Origin of the sequence: Mesorhizobium loti, from assembly GCF_013170705.1 — a bacterium.
GTDB classification, from domain to species: domain Bacteria; phylum Pseudomonadota; class Alphaproteobacteria; order Rhizobiales; family Rhizobiaceae; genus Mesorhizobium; species Mesorhizobium loti_D.
Window position 1 is genome coordinate 2,238,552 of the sequence record NZ_CP033334.1, and the last position, 17,920, is coordinate 2,256,471.

Below are 17,920 nucleotides of genomic sequence, written 5' to 3' on the forward strand. Positions count from 1 at the left end.
TCTTGGTGGAGGACTGAAAGTGGAATTTGAGGACAAGGCCGCGGCTTACGCGCCCCAGCTCGAGGCGTTGCAGAAGAAACTCGCGGCCGACGGGGTCGAGTTCATCGAGGTGCATACGGTGGACACGTCGGGCGCGTTCCGCTCCAAGATCGCACCGTTGAAGCTATCGACCCATGGCGAATCCATCAACGCCATCCTCTATTGCGTCACCCATGGTGACGGCCAGCCTATGGGCGATGTCGCCTTCGCATCGCCCAGCGCCAATGAGGAGAACGGCTTTCCCAACATCAAGGGGATCATCGATCCCGCGACCGTGGTGCGGCATGGCTGGAAGCCGAAATTCGCTTCGGCCATCACCCGTTCCTACATGCTTGACGGCGCGGTCTGCCCGTTCGATCCGCGCGGCGTGCTGGCTCGTGTCGAGGAGCGCGCCAAGGCGCTCGGCTACGAGCCGATGTTCGCGCTGGAATACGAGTTCGGCATCTTCCATGCCGACCACGATCTGATGCGCGCCGGGCGCTATCGCGAGCTCAAGCCCTGGGGCCATTCACTGATCAATTATGATCTGGTGCGCAGCGGCGAGTACCAGGATTTCGCCGCCGAGTTCATCACCCGGATGAAGAGCATCGGCATCGGCGTTGCCTCGCTGGTCACCGAATATGGCTACGGCATGTATGAATATGCGCTGACGCCGAAGACCCCGCTGCAGGCAGCCGACGACGCCATGCGCGCCAAGCTGCACCTGCGCGAGCTCTGCGCCGAGCGGGGCCTGGTCGCCACCTTCATGACCCGCTTCCAGCCGCCGGGCAAGGAAAGCGCCTGTGGCGCGCATCACCATGTCAGCCTGTGGCGCGACGGCAAGCCGGCCTTCGCCGCTGGCCCGAACAGACTGACGCCGGTCGCCGAGAAATTCCTCGCCGGTGTGCTCAACCGGATGCAGGAAACGCATCTCTTGTTCCGGCCGACGGTCAATTCCTACCGCCGATTCGATCGTGGCGCCTGGTCACCGGAAGACGTCGCCTGGGGCTTCGAGAACCGCACCGCGCCAATCCGCGCCATCACCACGCCCAATGACGGCGCGTGCCGGCTGGAGCATCGCGCGCCGGGCGCCGACATCAATCCCTATCTGTCGATCGCGGCGATCCTGGCGGCGGGCTGCGAGGGCATCGAAAAGGACCTGCCGCTCGAGGCGCCGGTGACATCCAACCTCGCCACTCTCGACAAGCCGAAACTGCCGCGCACGCTCAATGCCTCGATCGAGGCATTCGCCGCGTCGGACTTCTGCGCCGAGGCGTTCGGCGAAGCGTTCCGCGACAATTACGCCGAAAGCCGGCGCGCCGAGCAGGCAGCGTTCGATGCCTGGCAGGCGTCGCATATCACCGACTTCGAGTGGCAGCGCTATTTTGTGAGCTGACGGGGAGGGCGGTCACCTTAGCCGCAGATGCGAACGTCCTCGATCACCCTGTGGTGATGGCGCCAATGCACGACCGTTTCGGTGTGACAGCGGTGATGCCGGTGGTGGCGCCGATATTCGCCTTCATACTGGACGTTCTGGTCGCCATCATACTGATTGTCGTAGCGGCGGTCATGGTGCCGGCGAACAATAATACCGCCATTATCGGACTCATCATCCGGTGAATATCGGTTGCCGTCGTCGGACTGGATAATCACGCTGGCGGCTTGCGTTGGCGCAATGACTGCCGCTGTCGCCGTCAATGCCAAAAGGGAAGCTAAAATCAATTTTTTCATTTCGTCCTCCTGCGAGTTCAAGACTTAACTCGACATATCAACTCGCGGAGGAACCGAGCGTTCCACTGTCAATCTACACGCTTTGCGACGCCTAGAGCCGGATGATTTCAGGTCGCGTCGACCGGAAATCTGAATCCGCCTCTAAATCAAATAGATAGAGCATGATGTCTTCCGAAAACCGCTTCACATTTTTCAGCATCATGCTCTAGATATTGTGGTGTGATCGGCCGAAACCATATGATCCAGGCGAACGAAGGCTGTAAGCGGCAGATGATCGGAGGCAACGCGCGATAGCGGCGTATCGTGCGCTTCGACCGCCGCTATCATTCCGTGCCGATTGGTCATGATCCGGTCGAGCGCCAACAGCGGCAGGTTGGAGGGGAAGGTGGGGACCGCCGGCGGTTGCGGCCCGAAAGTCGCATGCAGCGTGTTGAGCGCGGAGCGGTTCCCAAGCCGCCATTCGTTAAGGTCGCCAAGCAGCAGGGTCGGCTTCTCATCAGCGCTGCTCATGATGTCCAGCACGACGCGAGCCTGCTGGGAGCGTGAATGGCGCAGCAAGCCGAGATGGGCGGCGATGACGCGCAATGTCCGGTTTCCGTCGAGGTCGATCTCCGCCACCACCGCGCCGCGCGGTTCCAGGCCTGGAAGCCTGATCTGATGCACGTCACGAACGACACCCCTCTTGAACAGCAGGACATTGCCATGCCAGCCGTGACCCTTGCCTGTGGCCGAAATCGGCACCGGCACGAGGCCGGTTTCCCGCTCGAGGCGGGGCAGATCCAGGAGGCCGTCTCGGTCGCCGAAACGGTTGTCCGCCTCCTGCAGGGCGATGACATCGGGGTCGATTTCGCGGATGACGCGGCTGGTCCGCTCAGGGTCGAACTTCCGGTCGACACCGATGCATTTATGGACGTTGTAGGAAGCGACCAGCGTGCCGGTGGCGGCGGTCGCCTTGTGCGCAGCGGCGTTTGCTTTCCGCATCCGCCGGTCACGGATGGTCAAAAGCATGCTTGCCGGAAGGCTGCGTCCGTTCATTCGCATCGTGTGCTTGCCGTTTCTGCTGCCTTCGCCATGCACTTCAAATAGAGTCTTTGCGCCTATGTTCCATGATCGACGTCAAACTATCCGCCAAACACGTCGTTTTGTTAAAGTCAGGCCTTTCTACAAATAGGGTGATCCCAGCCATAGGATACGGTCGAACAGCCGGATGATGAAGGGCCGGGACCGCAGGGAGTCCAGAGTGACAGGCATGGCCGTTTCGATTGCCGATCCAATCCGGGTTTCGATCTCGTGGGCAAAGCCCGCGTCAAGGACCTCCAGATCGATCTCGAAGTTGAGCCGCAACGACCGGGCGTCGAGATTGGACGAGCCGACATACGCCCACACGCCGTCGATCGAAAGCAGCTTGGAATGGTCGAATGGGCCTGCCGTGCGCCATATGCGGCAATAGTTCTTCAGGATCTGGTCGAATTGCGCGGTCATGGCGCGGTCGACGAGGAACAGATTGTTCACCGCGGGCACCACGACATCGATCTCGACGCCGCGTCGGGCGGCGGTGATCAAGGCGCTGATCAGCTCCCGGTCCGGCAGGAAATAGGGCGACATCAGGCGAATCGACTTGCGCGCGACCGAGAACGCCCCGATCAGCAGTTTGTGGTTGGTCTCATTGCTTGCATCAGGCCCGGATGCAACCGCCCGCACCAGCATCGGCTTGCCAGGTGGCGGCGACAGCGGGGCAATTCTCCAGGCATCGCCCTTCAGGGCCTCGTTGGTGGCGAAGCGCCAGTCTTCGGCGGCAACCGAGAACAGGTCGGCGACGACAGGCCCGGTAACCTTGAAATGCGTGTCCCTTGCGCTGTTGGAGCCTGCGAACTCGGCGGAAAACCCCTTGCGGATGTTCATGCCGCCGGTAAAGGCAACCGTGCCGTCGACCACAAGGATCTTCCGGTGGGTCCTGAGATTGGCGTAGGGCAGGCGCAGGCCCATGACGATGTTGCCGTTGAAGACGTCGGCGGGAATGTCGGCCTTGCGCAGATGACCCAGGATGCTGGGGACGGAATAGCGCGCGCCGACGGCGTCGATCAGCACGCGAACGGTGACGCCGCGCCGGACGGCACCGGCCAAGGATTCAACGAAAAGCAGGCCGACGGCGTCATTGTCGAAAATGTAAGTCTCGAGCAGGAGGCTGCGTTCGGCGCCATCGATCGCCGCGCACATGGCGGCATAGGCCTCGTCGCCGGTCTCCAATACGTCGATGGCATTGCCCGGGTTGAGCGCGCGCCGCGCCACCCTGTCGCCCAGCGTCCGCAGACCGGTGAAGCGCTGCCCGTACCGTTCGACAATGAGCGCCTCCTCGGCAGCGACGTCACGCTCGTGCTTGGCGGCCACCGCATCGCCGGCAAGCGGGCGCTGCGCGGTGATCGTGGCGCGGCGAATGCGATTGATGCCGGCCACGGCATAGATCAGCACGCCGAGGATCGGTGAAAGCACCATCACGCCGACCCAGCCGGTGGCGGCGCGGACATCTTCCTTGGTCATGACGGCGTGGGCGATGCCGACGGTCGCCATCACCACCGAGATGATTGCCAGGATTTGGGTCCAGTGAGTCGCAATGGTGTCGAACATTGCCGGGACTATCCAGCGCGCGATTGCAGAAGGCAATGCGGCCGATCATGCTTCGCATCCGCAGTGGCGCCCCATGGCTCGGTCAGCACTTTGGACAGACATCTGCGCCACGGGATTGGCCTGGGCAAAAACATCGGCGCTGCATACTCCAGCGTCGCCTTGCCGGGTCCCATGGAACGTCGCCGCGCCGAGGTCGTTTAATGCCGGTGCCACTCCATCGGAGCGTGACCATGAAGAAAACCTACGTCAGACCCACGCTTGTGAAACGCGAAAAGCTAACCGAGCGCACAGCGCAAATCGTGGCATCCGGGATCATATTGAGCGAGTAATCGCAGCTTCGCGAGCCAGGATTCCCACTGGTGCGAACAGCTACACGGTGTCGATCGGCATTGAGACGGTCGTTTCTGTGTTTCGACCTCATTGGTGATCGGGAAGTCGAAGTCGTGGAGCGTCTCACCGCATTCCTGGGCGAGAGTACCCGACCCTGGGCGAGAGTACCCGACGGCGTCAAAGCAGTGTGAGTGACCCGAGACATAGGTGACGGAACGTACCGGACACATAGTAACACTTTTCGCGATGCGGGAGGGCGCTACCGCCTTTCCCAACACTCATCGCATCGGCGGTTCCTGCTCCGTTGTCTTGGATGAGGATCATTTTGAATTGCCCGCAACCGAAATCGTCAGACCGGCAGCCCGAGCTGCTTTCGAAGGCTTTTGTCGAATGCGGACGCGGGCACGAAGCGGCGTAGGAGACTGACTTGGCGCGCCATTTTGCCCGCCGCATAGCGCCTCTTGGGCGTGGGATCCGTCGCTGCCGCCAAAACGGTCTCGGCTACCACTTCGGGCGCATCGCCTTTTTCCATCGATTTCCGCACGGCTATGGTCATGCCAGCGCGCGCGGAGTCATAGACATCAAGCAACTGATCGGGCGCGGCGAGATTGTCCTCGAATGACGTACGGGTATAGGCGGGCTCCACCAACGACACGCGAATGCCGAACGAGCGCAGTTCGTGATCGAGCGATTCGGAATAGCCCTCGATGGCATGTTTGGTCGACGCGTAAAGCGCGAAATAGGGAGCGGGGATGAACCCCTGTACCGAACTCAAATTGACGATTCTGCCCTTCCCTTGGCGTCGCATTGCCGGCAACACCGCGTTGGTCACGCGAAGGACGCCGAAGACGTTCACGTCGAACAGCGCCTGAGCCTGGCCGGTCGAGGACTCCTCCGCTCCGCCAAACAGACCCATGCCGGCATTGTTGACAAGCAGGTCGATGCGTCCGGCCTTGGCCAGAACGTCATCGACCATTTTCGCAACGGACGCGTCGTCGGTCACGTCGCAGGTCAGCATGGTAACGCTGTCGGATTGGTTGGAGGCTCCACGACGGCTGGTTCCGAATACGCGAAAGCCAGCGCCAAGCAAGGCTTCGGCGGTAGCCCGCCCGATGCCGGAAGATGCCCCTGTCACCAGGGCGACGCCAGGATTGGTCTTGTTCATGGAGATCATTTCTTTCTTCGTGTTGGATCGGAGTTGGAGAAGCATGAAAGGTCGGTGTGAAAGGTGCCAATCATTAGCGCCCCTGGCCCTCGCGTCGGGCCGCCGGGGCGGTCCAGCGCCTGAACAAGGCGCTGGCATTCACGCCGCCAAAGCCGAAGCCATTGGAGATCGCGTATTCCATCTCCATTGGCCGGGGCTCGTTTGCGACGAAGTCGATGCCGTTCGCAGCCGGATCGGGAGCGCTCAGATTGAGTGTCGGTGGTGCCACCTGGTCCCGGAGCGCTAGGATCGCGAAAATGGCACCAAGCCCGCCGGCCGCACCCAGCAGGTGTCCGGTCGCCGATTTCGTTGCGCTGACAGCTATCGCGAAATCGCGCCCGAATACGCTCTTGATCGCTTCGATTTCACCCAGGTCACCGACTGGCGTGGAGGTCGCATGCGCATTGAGATGACGAACCTCGCGCGCCGAAATCCCTGCCTGGGCAATCGCGATCTCCATGGCCCGGCGCGCACCGCCGCCGTCCTCGGGGCCAGAAGTGACGTGGTGGGCATCCGCCGTCGTGCCGTAGCCGACGAGTTCGGCGAGCGGTGTTGCGCCGCGCGCCAGCGCGTGGCTCAACGCCTCGATGACCAGCACGCCGGCTCCTTCGCCCATGACGAAGCCGTCCCGCGATATGTCGAAGGGACGCGAGGCTTGAGCCGGCCCCCAATTGAAGCCGGTTGAAAGAGAGCGTGCCGCAGCAAACCCACCGAGACTGACTATGTTCATGCATGCTTCCGTTCCCCCGCACACGGCAATATCAGCCTCGTTCGCGCGGATGAGACGGGCGGCGTCGCCGATCGCCTGGATGCCGGCCGCGCACGCCGTCACTGGCGCGCCGAGCGGACCTTTGAAGCCATGACGGATTGAGATCTGGCCTGCTGCGAGGTTCACCAGGAAGGACGGCACCGTGAAAGGGGACAGGCGGCGGGCGCCACGCAGGTCGACCGTACGCACGGCTTCTGTGATGGCGGGGAACCCGCCGACCCCCGAAGCGATGACCGTTGCCGTGCGCAGGCGATCCGTCTCCAAGGCAGGCTTCCATTTCGCCTGTGCAAGCGCCTCCTCTGCGGCAGCCAGCGCAAAGAGAATGAACCGATCCACCTTGCGCTGATCCTTCGCAGACAGGATGACATCGGGATCGAAACCGGCGTCCGGATCTTCTTCCAGGGAGGGCACCACGCCGCCGATCTTCGACGGCAGGTCTCGCACCACATCGTCCGGAAGCCTACGGATACCCGAACGCCCGGCCAGCAGGCGCGACCATGACGCTTCGACACTGGCGGCAAGGGGCGTGACGGTCCCCATGCCTGTAACAACAACCCGTCGCATCTATTCTCCTGTCACTTTGGTGCGCGGACAGCGCTGCCGACGCCGTTCAAGCGGCGACTGCTTCGCGGATCCGATCGATTGCCGAATCCAGAAAGGCCTGCGCGAGGTTGGGGTCGTTGACGACCCGCGATAGGAGCACCGCGCCGACCATCGTCGAGAGAATGGCCATGGCCTTGCCGCCGGCCTCATCATTGTCGGCCCCGCCAACCCAACTGCCGAGCATTTCAAGGTATTCCCCGATGCCGGCCTCGAATGACGCTTTCACCTCGGCGCCCTGTCTGGCGGCATCCGAGCCAAGCGCAACGACCGGGCAGCCGTCCATCCTCTCTCCGCGATGATCCATGCTGAGATAGAATGAGATCACTGCGTCGAGCGGATTCTCAGGGTTTGCCGCAGTTGCCGCCGACCACCTGTGGGTGGCGCTCTCCATCGCCCGCCTGGACGCCTGCGCCGCCAAGTCCTCCTTTGACGCGAATTGCTTGTAAAAGGCGCCCTGCGTCAGGCCGGCACCCTTCATCAGATCCTTGAGGCCGATGCCGTCAAAGCCACACTCGCGAAAAAGCCGGCTTGCCACATTGATGACGGTCTCGCGGTTTTCCGCAGCTTGAACTCGGCTTACTCGCATGATCGCTCTCCTTTTTGATTGCGTTCGTAATCTATAATCAGTATAGCGGTCGAATGCAATCTATTTCGAGATGAGGCGATGGGTGTGAAAAAGAGAACCGTTGTAGTATTGGGATCGACCCTGACCGCGATATCATGGGCGGCGGCATTCGCCACGCTTGCCACTCCTGCGCGGGAAGCTCCGTTGGTGACCGACCCAAGGCAGGAAGCACCATTCGTCAGGCTTGTGTCGGCAGCGCCCGTCACCGAATCGGAACGTGGCTTCACCGGGATTATCGCGGCAAGGGTGCAGAGCAATCTCGGCTTTCGCGTTCCCGGCAAGATCGTGGAACGGTTGGTGGACGTCGGTCAGGAGGTCAAAGCCGGTCAGCCGCTGATGCGGATTGACGATACCGACCTGGGCCTTGCGCTGTCGGCGAAACGCAATGCCGTTGCCGCAGCGCGAGCAACAGTCGCTCAGACACAGCCTGATGAACGGCGATACGCCAGTTTGCTTGGCAGTGGGTGGGTGACACCGCAGCGCTACGAGCAGGCGAAGGCTGCGATGGATACAGCCCAAGCGCAACTTGCCGCCGCCGAAGCCGATGCACGGGTTGCCGAGAACGAGGCGGCCTATGCAGTCCTGTTAGCGGATGCGGATGGAACGGTGGTTGAAACGCTTGGCGAGCCGGGGCAGGTCGTCGCTGCCGGCCAGCCAGTGATCCGGACCGCGAAGGCCGGCCCTCGCGAAGCAGTCGTCGCACTTCCCGAAACGATCCGACCGGCGATCGGCTCGGTGGCCGAAGCCAGCGTGTACGCCGGCAATGAGCGTCGTTACTCAGCGCATTTGCGGCAGTTGTCGGACTCGGCCGATGCCCAGACCCGAACGTTTGAGGCCCGCTATGTGCTCGACGGTGAGGCTGCCGCAGCACCGCTTGGCGCGACGGTAACCATTCGGCTCGCAAGCCAGATGAAACAGCCAGAGGTCCAGGTGCCACTGGGAGCCGTGCTTGATGACGGCCGCAAGACCGGCGTTTGGGTGCTGGACAGCGCCACCTCGACCGTACACTTTCAGCCCGTCCAGCTTGTTCGTGTAACCAGCGAAACCGCTGTGATCTCCGGATTGAACTCCAACGTTCCCATTGTGTCGCTCGGCGCCCACCTCCTCCAGGAAGGCGCTCGCGTCCGGACCGAGTCCGAAAGCGGGAGCAACTGATGAGCTTCAATCTTTCCGCGATCGCCGTTCGCGAACGCGCGGTCACGCTGTTCTTCATCCTCTTGCTGGTGGCTGCCGGTGCCTACGCCTTCCTCATGCTCGGCCGGGCGGAGGACCCGAACTTCACCATCAAAACCATGACGGTTACGACGGCGTGGCCGGGCGCGACGGCGCGAGAGATGCAGGACCTCGTTGCCGAACCGTTGGAGAAGCGGCTTCAGGAACTGACCTGGTACGACCGGGTGGAGACGACGACACGGCCAGGTTACGCGTATATGACGGTCACGCTGAAGGACAGCACACCGTCATCCGTCGTGCAGGAGGAGTTCTACCAGGCTCGCAAGAAGCTCGGCGACGAGGCCCCCAACCTGCCGCCCGGCGTCTTCGGCCCCTTCGTGGACGATGAGTATTCGGATGTGAGCTTCGCCCTTTATGCGCTGAAGGCCAAAGGCATGCCGATGCGGGAACTGGCGAGGCAGGCGGAGGTAATCCGCCAGGACCTCCTGCACGTGCCAGGCGTTAAGAAGATCAACATCCTTGGTGAACGTCCCGAACAGATATTCGTCGAGTTTTCCTACGCCAAACTGGCAACCCTTGGCGTGTCGGCACAGGACATCGCCGCTGCCTTGCAGCGGCAGAACACCGTCACGCCCGCAGGCTCGATCGATACCCTGGGGCCACGCCTCCTCATTCGGGTCGACGGCGCCTATCACAGCGTTCAGGCGATCGCGGACACGCCGATTGTCGCTGGGGGTCGAACGCTGAAGCTCTCCGACATTGCCTACGTCAGCCGCGGCTACGAAGACCCTCCCACCTACCTCATCCGCCGTCAGGGGGAGCCCACCATCATGCTTGCAGCGGTTATGCAGGAAGGCTGGGATGGTCGCGCGCTCGGCAAGGCGCTAGAAGACAAGACTGCCGCGATCGTACAGACCCTGCCGCTTGGTATGACGCTCGACAAGGTAAGCGACCAAGCCGTCAACATCACTTCGGCGGTCGACGAGTTCATGTTGAAGTTCGCTATGGCGCTCGGCGTCGTGCTGCTGATCAGCCTGCTCAGCATGGGCTGGCGCGTCGGGATCGTCGTAGCGGCTGCCGTTCCTCTGACACTTGCCGTCGTGTTCCTCATCATGCTGGAAACCGGCCGGTTCTTCGATCGCATCACGCTCGGCGCCCTCATCCTGGCGCTTGGTCTTCTCGTGGACGACGCCATCATCGCCATCGAGGTGATGGTGGTGAAGATGGAAGAGGGCATGGACCGCATCAAGGCGGCGGCCTATGCATGGAGCCACACTGCGGCGCCGATGCTGTCTGGAACGCTGGTGACGATCGCCGGTTTCGTGCCGGTGGGTTTTGCGCGCTCGACGGCGGGCGAATACGCCGGCAACATCTTCTGGGTGGTGGGGTTCGCCCTCATCGTTTCCTGGATCGTCGCGGTGGTCTTTACGCCCTATCTCGGTGTCAAGATGCTGCCGGCGATCAAACCGGTCGAAGGCGGTCACCACGCTATTTACGACACGCGCAATTATCGACGTTTACGGCGGGCCATCACGTTTGCCGTGCGCCATAAATTCGTAACCTGTGGTATCGTTGGCATCGCCTTCGCGCTTTCCGTCATCGGGATGGGCGCCGTCAAACAGCAGTTCTTCCCGACGTCCGATCGCCCCGAAGTGCTGGTGGAGGTTCGCCTGCCGGAAGGTGGTAGCATCGAGACAACGACCGCCGCGGTCGAGAAGCTCGAACATTGGCTGGACAGACAGCCCGAGGCCAAGATCGTCACGAGCTATGTCGGTCAGGGCGCTCCGCGCTTCTTCTTCGCAATGGCGCCGGAACTTCCCGATCCCGCTTTCGCCAAGATCGTCGTGCTGACCCCGGACGCCGAGGCGCGTGAGGCGTTGAAGAACCGGCTCCGAGAGGCGGTGGCGCAGGGGCTTGCACCCGAGGCGTATGTCCGCGTTACGCAGCTCGTGTTCGGTCCCTATACGCCGTTCCCGGTCGAGTTCCGGGTCATGGGACCCGATGCCACACAACTCTACAGCATTTCCGAAAAGGCCCTCGACATCATGCGGGGCGTCCCGGACGTGCGACAGGCCAACCGCGATTGGGGCAATCGCACGCCCGTGCTTCGCTTTGTCCCGGATCAGGATCGACTGAACCTCATCGGCCTCTCGTCGGCGGAGGTGGCTCAGCAACTGCAATTCCTTCTCACCGGCATCCCCGTTACCCAGGTCCGCGAGGACATTCGCAATGTCCCCATCGTGGCGCGCAGCGCCGGCGGCGAACGGCTGGATCCGGCACGTCTGGCGGATTTCTCACTCGTTAGCCGAGATGGCCGCTCGATTCCGCTCGACCAGATCGGGCATTCGGAAATCCGTCAGGAGGAGCCAATCCTGAAGCGCCGCGACCGCATGCCCGTTGTAACGATCCGCGCGGACATCAATGAGGCGAGCCAGCCTCCCGAGGTCTCCAAGCAGATCATGAAGGCCCTTCAGCCGCTGATCGCGTCCCTTCCGGCCGGCTATCGCATCGAAATGGGCGGATCGATCGAGGAGGCTGAAAAGGCCAACACCGCGCTAGGCAAGGTCTTCCCAGCTATGATAGCCGCCATGTTGATCGTCATCATGCTGCAGGTGCGATCCTTCTCGACGATGTTCATGGTCATGCTGACGGCGCCGCTTGGCCTTGTCGGCGTCGTGCCGATGCTGCTCATCTTCAACCAGCCCTTCGGGTTCAACGCCATTCTGGGCATGATAGGACTGGCTGGCATCCTGATGCGCAATACGCTGATCCTGACCGAACAGATCAAGGAAAACCGTGTTGCCGGCATTGATGACTATCACGCTGTCATCGAGGCCACGGTGCAACGCACACGGCCCGTCATCCTGACAGCACTTGCAGCCGTGCTGGCCTTCATCCCCCTCACGCACTCCGTTTTCTGGGGTTCAATGGCCTATACGCTGATCGGCGGAACAGCGGCCGGCACGGTGTTAATCCTGCTCTTCCTTCCCGCGCTCTACATCGCGTGGTTCCGGATCAAGCCGACCGCGGATGAGATCCAGGAGGCTTCGAAAGAGGAACCGGAACAGCGGCTAGCAATGGCTGCCGAGTAGGGCACTGTTGTCGAGCCTCATTTGTCTGCACGGGGCGACTGGCGGGTTCGCGGCGTCGATGTGAGTGAGAGTAATCAGTGTGGCTGGCGGTAGCGGATTTTCATGTAACTGATTGATCTTGTTGACCAAATGGTAGCGGGAGAGGGACTTGAACCCCCGACCCCAGGATTATGATTCCCGTGCTCTAACCAACTGAGCTACCCCGCCAGGGCGGCGAAAGGCCCGAAATCCGCCTTAAATCGAAAGGCATTTCGAGGCGTTCGCCAAGGTCGCGCGGATATAAGGTTGGGAGGGCGAGCCTGTCAAGCTTCGAAGCATTCCATATCGCAGCATATTCTCATTGCCGAAAAAAGCTTTGCCGCGTGGACATTTGGTTGCAACCGCCGGGGTTGAGTTCGAAGGGGCACGTCGCTATGTCTCGGCCACGAGTTTTTAGAGTTTGAAACAGATGAAGCCGCGCATTGCAGTCCTCGGTTGCGGATACTGGGGCAGCAACCATATCCGCACCCTCAAGGCGCTTGGCGCGCTGTACGCGGTTTCCGACGCCAACCGGGCGCGAGCCGAAGGCTTTGCCAGCGAACAGGATTGCCTGGCGATCGAGCCCGACCAGTTGTTCGGCCGGGACGACATCGACGCCATCGTCATGGCCTTGCCGCCGCAGTTCCATGCCGACCTTTCCGTGCGCGCCGCTGAAAGCGGCAAGGACCTGCTGGTGGAAAAGCCGATCGCGCTGACGGTGGCGGATGCCGAGCGTGCGGTGCAGGCGGCCAAGGACAATGGCCGCGTCTTCATGGTCGGCCATGTCCTGCGTTTCCATCCCGCCTTCGAGACGCTGAAAGGGCTGATCGACAATGGCGAGCTCGGCGAGGTCCGCTACATACATTCGCACCGGCTTGGCCTTGGCAAGTTCCACACCGAGAACGATGCGCTGTGGGATCTGGCGCCGCATGATTTGTCGATGATCCTGGCCATCACCGGCACCGAGCCGATCGAGGTACGCGGCGAGGGCGCCGCCCTCCTCGACAATCTCAGCGACTTCGCGCATCTGCACATGCGCTTTCCCAACGGCCTGCGCAGCCATCTTTTCACCTCGCGGCTCAATCCCTACCGCGAGCGGCGGCTGACCGTGGTCGGCACCAAGGCGATGGCGGTGTTCGACGATGTCGAGCCGTGGGAGCGCAAGCTTGCCGTGTACCGCCACGCGGTCTGGCAGGACAGCGGCCAATGGGCGTTCACCACCAACGAGCCATCCTATGTCGCGGTCGCGCAAGGCATGCCGCTGACGCGCGAGCTGGAGCATTTCATCCACTGCATCGAGACGCGCGCCGAACCCCGCACCAGCGGCGAGGAAGCGATCAGGGTGCTGCGCATCCTGACGGCGGGCACCGTCACCCACACCAAATCGAAAGACTGAGAAGGCGCCGGCCGTCTATTCGGCGGGAATTCGCGCCGGCCTTGCCGCCAGCTTCGTCAGCATGGCCTCGGCCTCGGCGCCCCGCTCGGAGCGCTCGATGAAACCGCCGCCGAAGATGCGGGCTTCGTTGCCGTCATCGGAATAGAGCACGCAGGCCTGTCCGGGCGCGATGCCGGATTCGCCGTCCGCCAATTCGACTGATGTCACGCCTGCCTCATGGCGCAGCACCGCTGGACGCGGCGGCCTGGTGGAGCGCACCTTGGCGAACAGTTCGATGCCGCCGGCGGGCACATTGGCGAGCGGACCGTCGCCAAGCCAGTTCATGTTGCGCAGATAGATCTTGTGCGTCTCCAGCGCCTCGCGCGGGCCGACCACGACGCGGGCCCGTTCGGCGTCGAGATGGACGACATAGAGCGGTTCGCCCGACGCGATGCCGATGCCGCGGCGCTGGCCGATCGTGTAACGCAGGATGCCTTCATGGCGGCCGAGCACTCGGCCATCGATGTGAACGATGTCGCCCGGATTGGCGGCGGACGGCTTCAGCTTGGCGATGATATCGGAATATTTGCCCTGCGGCACGAAGCAGATGTCCTGGCTGTCCTGCTTGGCGGCCACCGTCAGCCCCATCTCCTCGGCAATCGCGCGAACCTGCGGCTTCGAAAGGCCGCCCAGGGGAAAGCGCAGATAGTCGATCTGCGCCTGCGTGGTGGCGAACAGGAAATAGCTCTGGTCGCGGTCGGCATCGACCGGCCGGTAGAGCGCGCGGTGGGCACCGTTGGCGCCGGAGCGGATATAGTGGCCGGTGGCGAGCGCGTCGGCGCCAAGCTCCTTGGCGGTGGCCAGGAGATCGGCGAACTTCACCGTCTGGTTACAGGAGACGCAGGGAATGGGGGTTTCGCCGGCGACGTAGCTCTCGGCGAAGGGGTCGATGACCGCCTTGCGGAAACGCTCTTCGTAGTCGAGCACATAATGCGGGATGCCCAGCGTCTCAGAGACGCGACGGGCATCGTCGATATCCTGTCCGGCGCAGCAAGAGCCGGCCCGATGCGTTGCCGCGCCGTGGTCGTAAAGCTGCAAGGTGACGCCGACAACATCATAGCCCTCGCGCTTCAACAGGCCGGCGACCACGGACGAATCCACGCCGCCCGACATGGCGACGACGATGCGGGTGTTTTCGGGACGTCCGGGAAGGTCGAGACTGTTCATGATGCTTTCATTCTGCGCGGCGTCTGAATGCCAATGTCGAGAATATAGGTCAAGCTTTCCCACGACGCCAGCTTGCAGGCCGATTCACGGATTGCGGTCGATCCGCCATCCGTCGGATTTTTCCCAACCAATTCAAGGCTTCGAGCCCGATGTTTCAAATGCCTGCGAAAAGACTAACGCGCCGTTCACGATCCTTACCTAGTCATTAGGGTCTGCTTAGGCAATTTTTAAAGCTGTGGCGGTAACGTGGCGGGGATTGGGTCTTTGAGTTTTTTGTAGAGAGTACGATGACCGATCTGGTTAGACCTAGAGTCAAGTATGTTATTGGGCCTGACGGCAGCCCTCTTACGATTGCCGACCTGCCGCCGACGAACACGCGTCGCTGGGTTATCCGGCGCAAGGCGGAAGTGGTCGCGGCGGTGCGCGGCGGGCTTTTGAGCCTTGAAGAGGCATGCCAGCGCTACAAGCTGACCACCGAGGAATTCCTGTCCTGGCAGGCGTCGATCGACGAATATGGCCTTGCCGGGCTGCGCACCACGCGCATCCAGCAATACCGGCATTAGAGCCGGCCTGGCACAGTCAAAGGGCGCGGCACTCCGCGCCCTTTTGCTTTTGCAGGGCCTTCGTCCCGAGGCAATTTCCCGCAATCAGACCGTCAGCGCCACCTTGCCGATCGGCCTGGTGGCGAGAAACGCGTGAGCGGCACCGGCCTCTTCGAGTGGAAAGCTCCTTGCTACGTGAACGGCAAGCTTGTTCGCGTCGATCAACCGACCAAGCTCCACAAGGCCTTTTCGGTCAGGCACGACGGACATGCGCTCGACCCGGATATCGCGCGCGCTGGCCAGTGCCCTGGTGGTGTCGTTCAGGTTCAGCAAGGACACCAGCACACCGCCATTCCTGATGACCTTCAAAGAGAGTTCGGCGTGCTCGCCGCCCATCGGGTCCAGCACCAGATCGATGTCGTTGATCCGGTTGGTAAAATCGCCTTGTGTGTAGTCGATGACCTCGTCGACGCCGAGCTCGCGGACGAAATCGAGCTTGTTCGGGCTGGCGGTGGCGACGACATAAGCGCCGCGCGCCTTGGCGATCTGCACCGCCAGATGACCGACGCCGCCGGCGCCCGCATGCACCAGCACACGCTGGCCCGGCTTCAATGCGCCATGGCGGACAAGGCCTTGCCAGGCGGTCAGGCCGGCCAGCGGCAATGCGCCCGCCTGGATGTGGTCCGCCGCCTTCGGCTTCAGCGCGATTTCATCGGCTGGCACAGCGGTCAGTTCGGCGTAGGCCGCCGCCTGCTTGGGGAAACGCGGCATGCCGAATACCTCGTCGCCGATCTTGAGATCGGTGACGCCGGCCCCCAGCGCCTCGACCGTTCCCGAAATATCCCAGCCGAGGATGAAGGGAGGTTCGCCAAGCAGCGGATAGTAGCCGGCGCGCACGGCGCCATCGACCGGGTTGATGCCGGCGGCCTTGACGCGGACCAGCACTTCACCGGGCTTTGCGGTGGGGTCGGGCTGATCGGCAATGACAAGGACGTCGGGTCCGCCAACGGAAGTCTGGATAACGGCACGCATGGGAGGTCTCCTGCTTGGTTGCTGCCGCTATCATTTGGATAGTAATATTCTCTTGTCCAGTATGTACCTTTTTGATATATAGGTACCTTATGGATAGTGAAGATAACTCCCCCTTCGGTTATGACGCGTTCCGGCGGACATGTCCGTCGCACACCGTGCTGGAGATGCTGGCCAGCAAATGGGTCTACTTGGTGGTGTGCGCGCTGCGCAAAGGCCGGCTGCGCAATGGCGAGCTTGCCCGCAAGCTCGAAGGCATCACGCCCAAGATGCTGACGCAGACGTTGCGCGTGCTGGAGCGTGACGGGCTGGTGCGGCGTGAAATCTTCCCGGTCATTCCGCCGCGCGTCGAATATGAATTGACCGAACTCGGCCAGAACCTGGCGGGACTGCTCACCCAGATCAGGGCCTGGGCGGAACAGCATGCGCCAGACATCAAGGATGCGCGAGCCAAGGCGATTGCTGTAAATGCAGGGGAATGGGCCGCCTAGAGCGTGTTGCTGTTGATTTGAATCGGTTGGGATTCACGCCGAGGTGATTTTGTGATTCAAGATGCTGGCTGGGCGGAGGCCAGCATCGGATGCCAAGACCCTATTCAAACGATCTTCGTGAGCGCGTTGCGGCAGCGGTTGCGGCTGGCCGGACATGCCGGGAAACGGCTGCATTGTTCGGGGTGAGCGTGGCGAGTGTTGTGAAGTGGTCGCAACGCCAACGATTGAGCGGAAGCGCATCGGCGTTGCGCATGGGGCGTCAATCCGGCCGGGATTTGGAGCCACATCGCGTGTGGCTGCTGGAGCGGGTAGCCTCACAGTCGCATGTGAGCGTGCGAGCGCTGTCGGCGGAGCTTGCCGAGCGCGGCATCGTGGCAGCCCCGGTGTCGGTGTGGCGGGTGCTGAAGGAGGCCGGGTTCAGCTTCAAAAAAAACGCTGTTCGCCAGCGAGCAGGACAGGCCGGCGATTGCGCGGCGCCGGGCGCAATGGAGGAAGTATCAAGGCAGGCTTGATCCACGGCGCCTGGTGTTCATCGACGAAACCTGGGCAAAAACCAACATGGCGCCGCTACGAGGCTGGGGGCCTCGTGGGCACCGATTGGTCGCCAAGGCTCCGCATGGCAAATGGCGCACGCTGACCTTCCTGGCCGCGCTGCGCTGCGAGCGCATCGACGCGCCCTGCGTCATTGATGGTCCCATCAACGGTGCAAGCTTTGCGGCCTGGGTTGAGCAGTTCCTCGTGCCGACGCTCTCGCCCGGTGACATCGTCGTCATGGACAATCTTGGAAGTCACAAGGGGCAAGCCATTCGTCGTGCCATTCGCGCGGCCGGAGCCAAGCTTTTCTACCTGCCACCCTACAGTCCAGACCTAAACCCGATCGAGCAGGTCTTCGCCAAGCTCAAGCACCTCATGCGAAAGGCTTCAGAACGGACCGTCGAGGCCACATGGCGACGTATCGGAACACTCCTCGAAAGCTTTCAACCCGCTGAATGCGCCAACTATCTCGTCAACGCTGGATATGCTTCAATGTAAGTGAAACACGCTCTAGGCAGCTCGCCGTTTCCCGGA

The 17,920-nt window shown here is 62.2% G+C and carries 15 protein-coding genes and 1 tRNA gene; 7 read left to right on the forward strand and 9 right to left on the reverse strand.

Features of this window, described 5'->3' with window-relative positions:
* Positions 1–19: 19 nt before the first annotated feature.
* Entirely contained in the window at positions 20–1,414 is a 1,395-nt protein-coding gene (locus tag EB815_RS10935) for a glutamine synthetase family protein (RefSeq protein ID WP_056578149.1), read from the forward strand.
* 17 nt (positions 1,415–1,431) lie between these two features.
* Here the strand turns inward: EB815_RS10935 and EB815_RS10940 are convergent, their stop codons facing one another.
* The 6 genes from EB815_RS10940 to EB815_RS10965 form a co-directional block, all read right to left on the reverse strand.
* Positions 1,432–1,749, reverse strand: a complete 318-nt coding sequence (locus EB815_RS10940; RefSeq protein WP_081295209.1) for a hypothetical protein — start codon at positions 1,747–1,749, stop codon at positions 1,432–1,434.
* Between the two features lie 198 nt (positions 1,750–1,947).
* Complete coding sequence (locus EB815_RS10945; RefSeq protein WP_081295210.1) at positions 1,948–2,790, reverse strand: endonuclease/exonuclease/phosphatase family protein; 843 nt, start codon at positions 2,788–2,790, stop codon at positions 1,948–1,950.
* A gap of 120 nt (positions 2,791–2,910) precedes the next feature.
* Positions 2,911–4,374, reverse strand: coding sequence for a phospholipase D-like domain-containing protein (locus EB815_RS10950; RefSeq protein ID WP_056578147.1), 1,464 nt, complete (start codon positions 4,372–4,374; stop codon positions 2,911–2,913).
* 679 nt (positions 4,375–5,053) lie between these two features.
* A complete protein-coding gene (locus tag EB815_RS10955) occupies positions 5,054–5,869 on the reverse strand; it encodes an oxidoreductase (RefSeq protein ID WP_056578379.1) in 816 nt (271 codons plus the stop codon).
* Positions 5,870–5,942: 73 nt separating this feature from the next.
* Positions 5,943–7,241, reverse strand: a complete 1,299-nt coding sequence (gene fabF / locus EB815_RS10960; protein WP_056578146.1) for a beta-ketoacyl-ACP synthase II — start codon at positions 7,239–7,241, stop codon at positions 5,943–5,945.
* A gap of 46 nt (positions 7,242–7,287) precedes the next feature.
* Complete coding sequence (locus EB815_RS10965; RefSeq protein WP_056578144.1) at positions 7,288–7,866, reverse strand: TetR/AcrR family transcriptional regulator; 579 nt, start codon at positions 7,864–7,866, stop codon at positions 7,288–7,290.
* A gap of 78 nt (positions 7,867–7,944) precedes the next feature.
* Here EB815_RS10965 and EB815_RS10970 point away from each other — a divergent pair, with 78 nt between their 5' ends.
* Positions 7,945–9,060, forward strand: coding sequence for an efflux RND transporter periplasmic adaptor subunit (locus tag EB815_RS10970; protein ID WP_413814144.1), 1,116 nt, complete (start codon positions 7,945–7,947; stop codon positions 9,058–9,060).
* Positions 9,060–12,170, forward strand: coding sequence for an efflux RND transporter permease subunit (locus EB815_RS10975; protein WP_056578142.1), 3,111 nt, complete (start codon positions 9,060–9,062; stop codon positions 12,168–12,170). The genes EB815_RS10970 and EB815_RS10975 overlap by 1 nt, the downstream gene beginning before the upstream one ends.
* 130 nt (positions 12,171–12,300) lie before the next feature.
* On the opposite strand, the gene EB815_RS10980 is transcribed toward EB815_RS10975, so the two are convergent.
* A tRNA-Met gene (locus EB815_RS10980) sits at positions 12,301–12,377 on the reverse strand.
* Positions 12,378–12,618: 241 nt separating this feature from the next.
* Here EB815_RS10980 and EB815_RS10985 point away from each other — a divergent pair.
* Positions 12,619–13,584, forward strand: a complete 966-nt coding sequence (locus EB815_RS10985) for a Gfo/Idh/MocA family protein (RefSeq protein ID WP_056578140.1) — start codon at positions 12,619–12,621, stop codon at positions 13,582–13,584.
* Between the two features lie 15 nt (positions 13,585–13,599).
* Here the strand turns inward: EB815_RS10985 and mnmA are convergent, their stop codons facing one another.
* Positions 13,600–14,790, reverse strand: coding sequence for a tRNA 2-thiouridine(34) synthase MnmA (gene mnmA / locus EB815_RS10990; RefSeq protein WP_056578138.1), 1,191 nt, complete (start codon positions 14,788–14,790; stop codon positions 13,600–13,602).
* 287 nt (positions 14,791–15,077) lie between these two features.
* On the opposite strand from mnmA, the gene EB815_RS10995 reads away from it, so the two are divergent.
* A complete protein-coding gene (locus EB815_RS10995; RefSeq protein WP_006203587.1) occupies positions 15,078–15,353 on the forward strand; it encodes a DUF1153 domain-containing protein in 276 nt (91 codons plus the stop codon).
* An 84-nt stretch (positions 15,354–15,437) separates the two neighbouring features.
* Here EB815_RS10995 and EB815_RS11000 read toward each other — a convergent pair whose 3' ends face one another.
* Entirely contained in the window at positions 15,438–16,364 is a 927-nt protein-coding gene (locus tag EB815_RS11000; protein ID WP_056578136.1) for an NADP-dependent oxidoreductase, read from the reverse strand.
* An 89-nt stretch (positions 16,365–16,453) separates the two neighbouring features.
* On the opposite strand from EB815_RS11000, the gene EB815_RS11005 reads away from it, so the two are divergent.
* Both EB815_RS11005 and EB815_RS11010 read left to right on the forward strand, forming a co-directional pair.
* Positions 16,454–16,852, forward strand: a complete 399-nt coding sequence (locus EB815_RS11005) for a winged helix-turn-helix transcriptional regulator (RefSeq protein ID WP_056578134.1) — start codon at positions 16,454–16,456, stop codon at positions 16,850–16,852.
* 89 nt (positions 16,853–16,941) lie between these two features.
* Positions 16,942–17,884 (forward strand): IS630 family transposase gene (locus EB815_RS11010; protein ID WP_156394344.1). Its coding sequence is split into 2 segments (ribosomal slippage): positions 16,942–17,277 and positions 17,279–17,884, totalling 942 coding nucleotides; the frame shifts between segments, so codons are not numbered across the junction.
* Positions 17,885–17,920 lie beyond the last annotated feature (36 nt).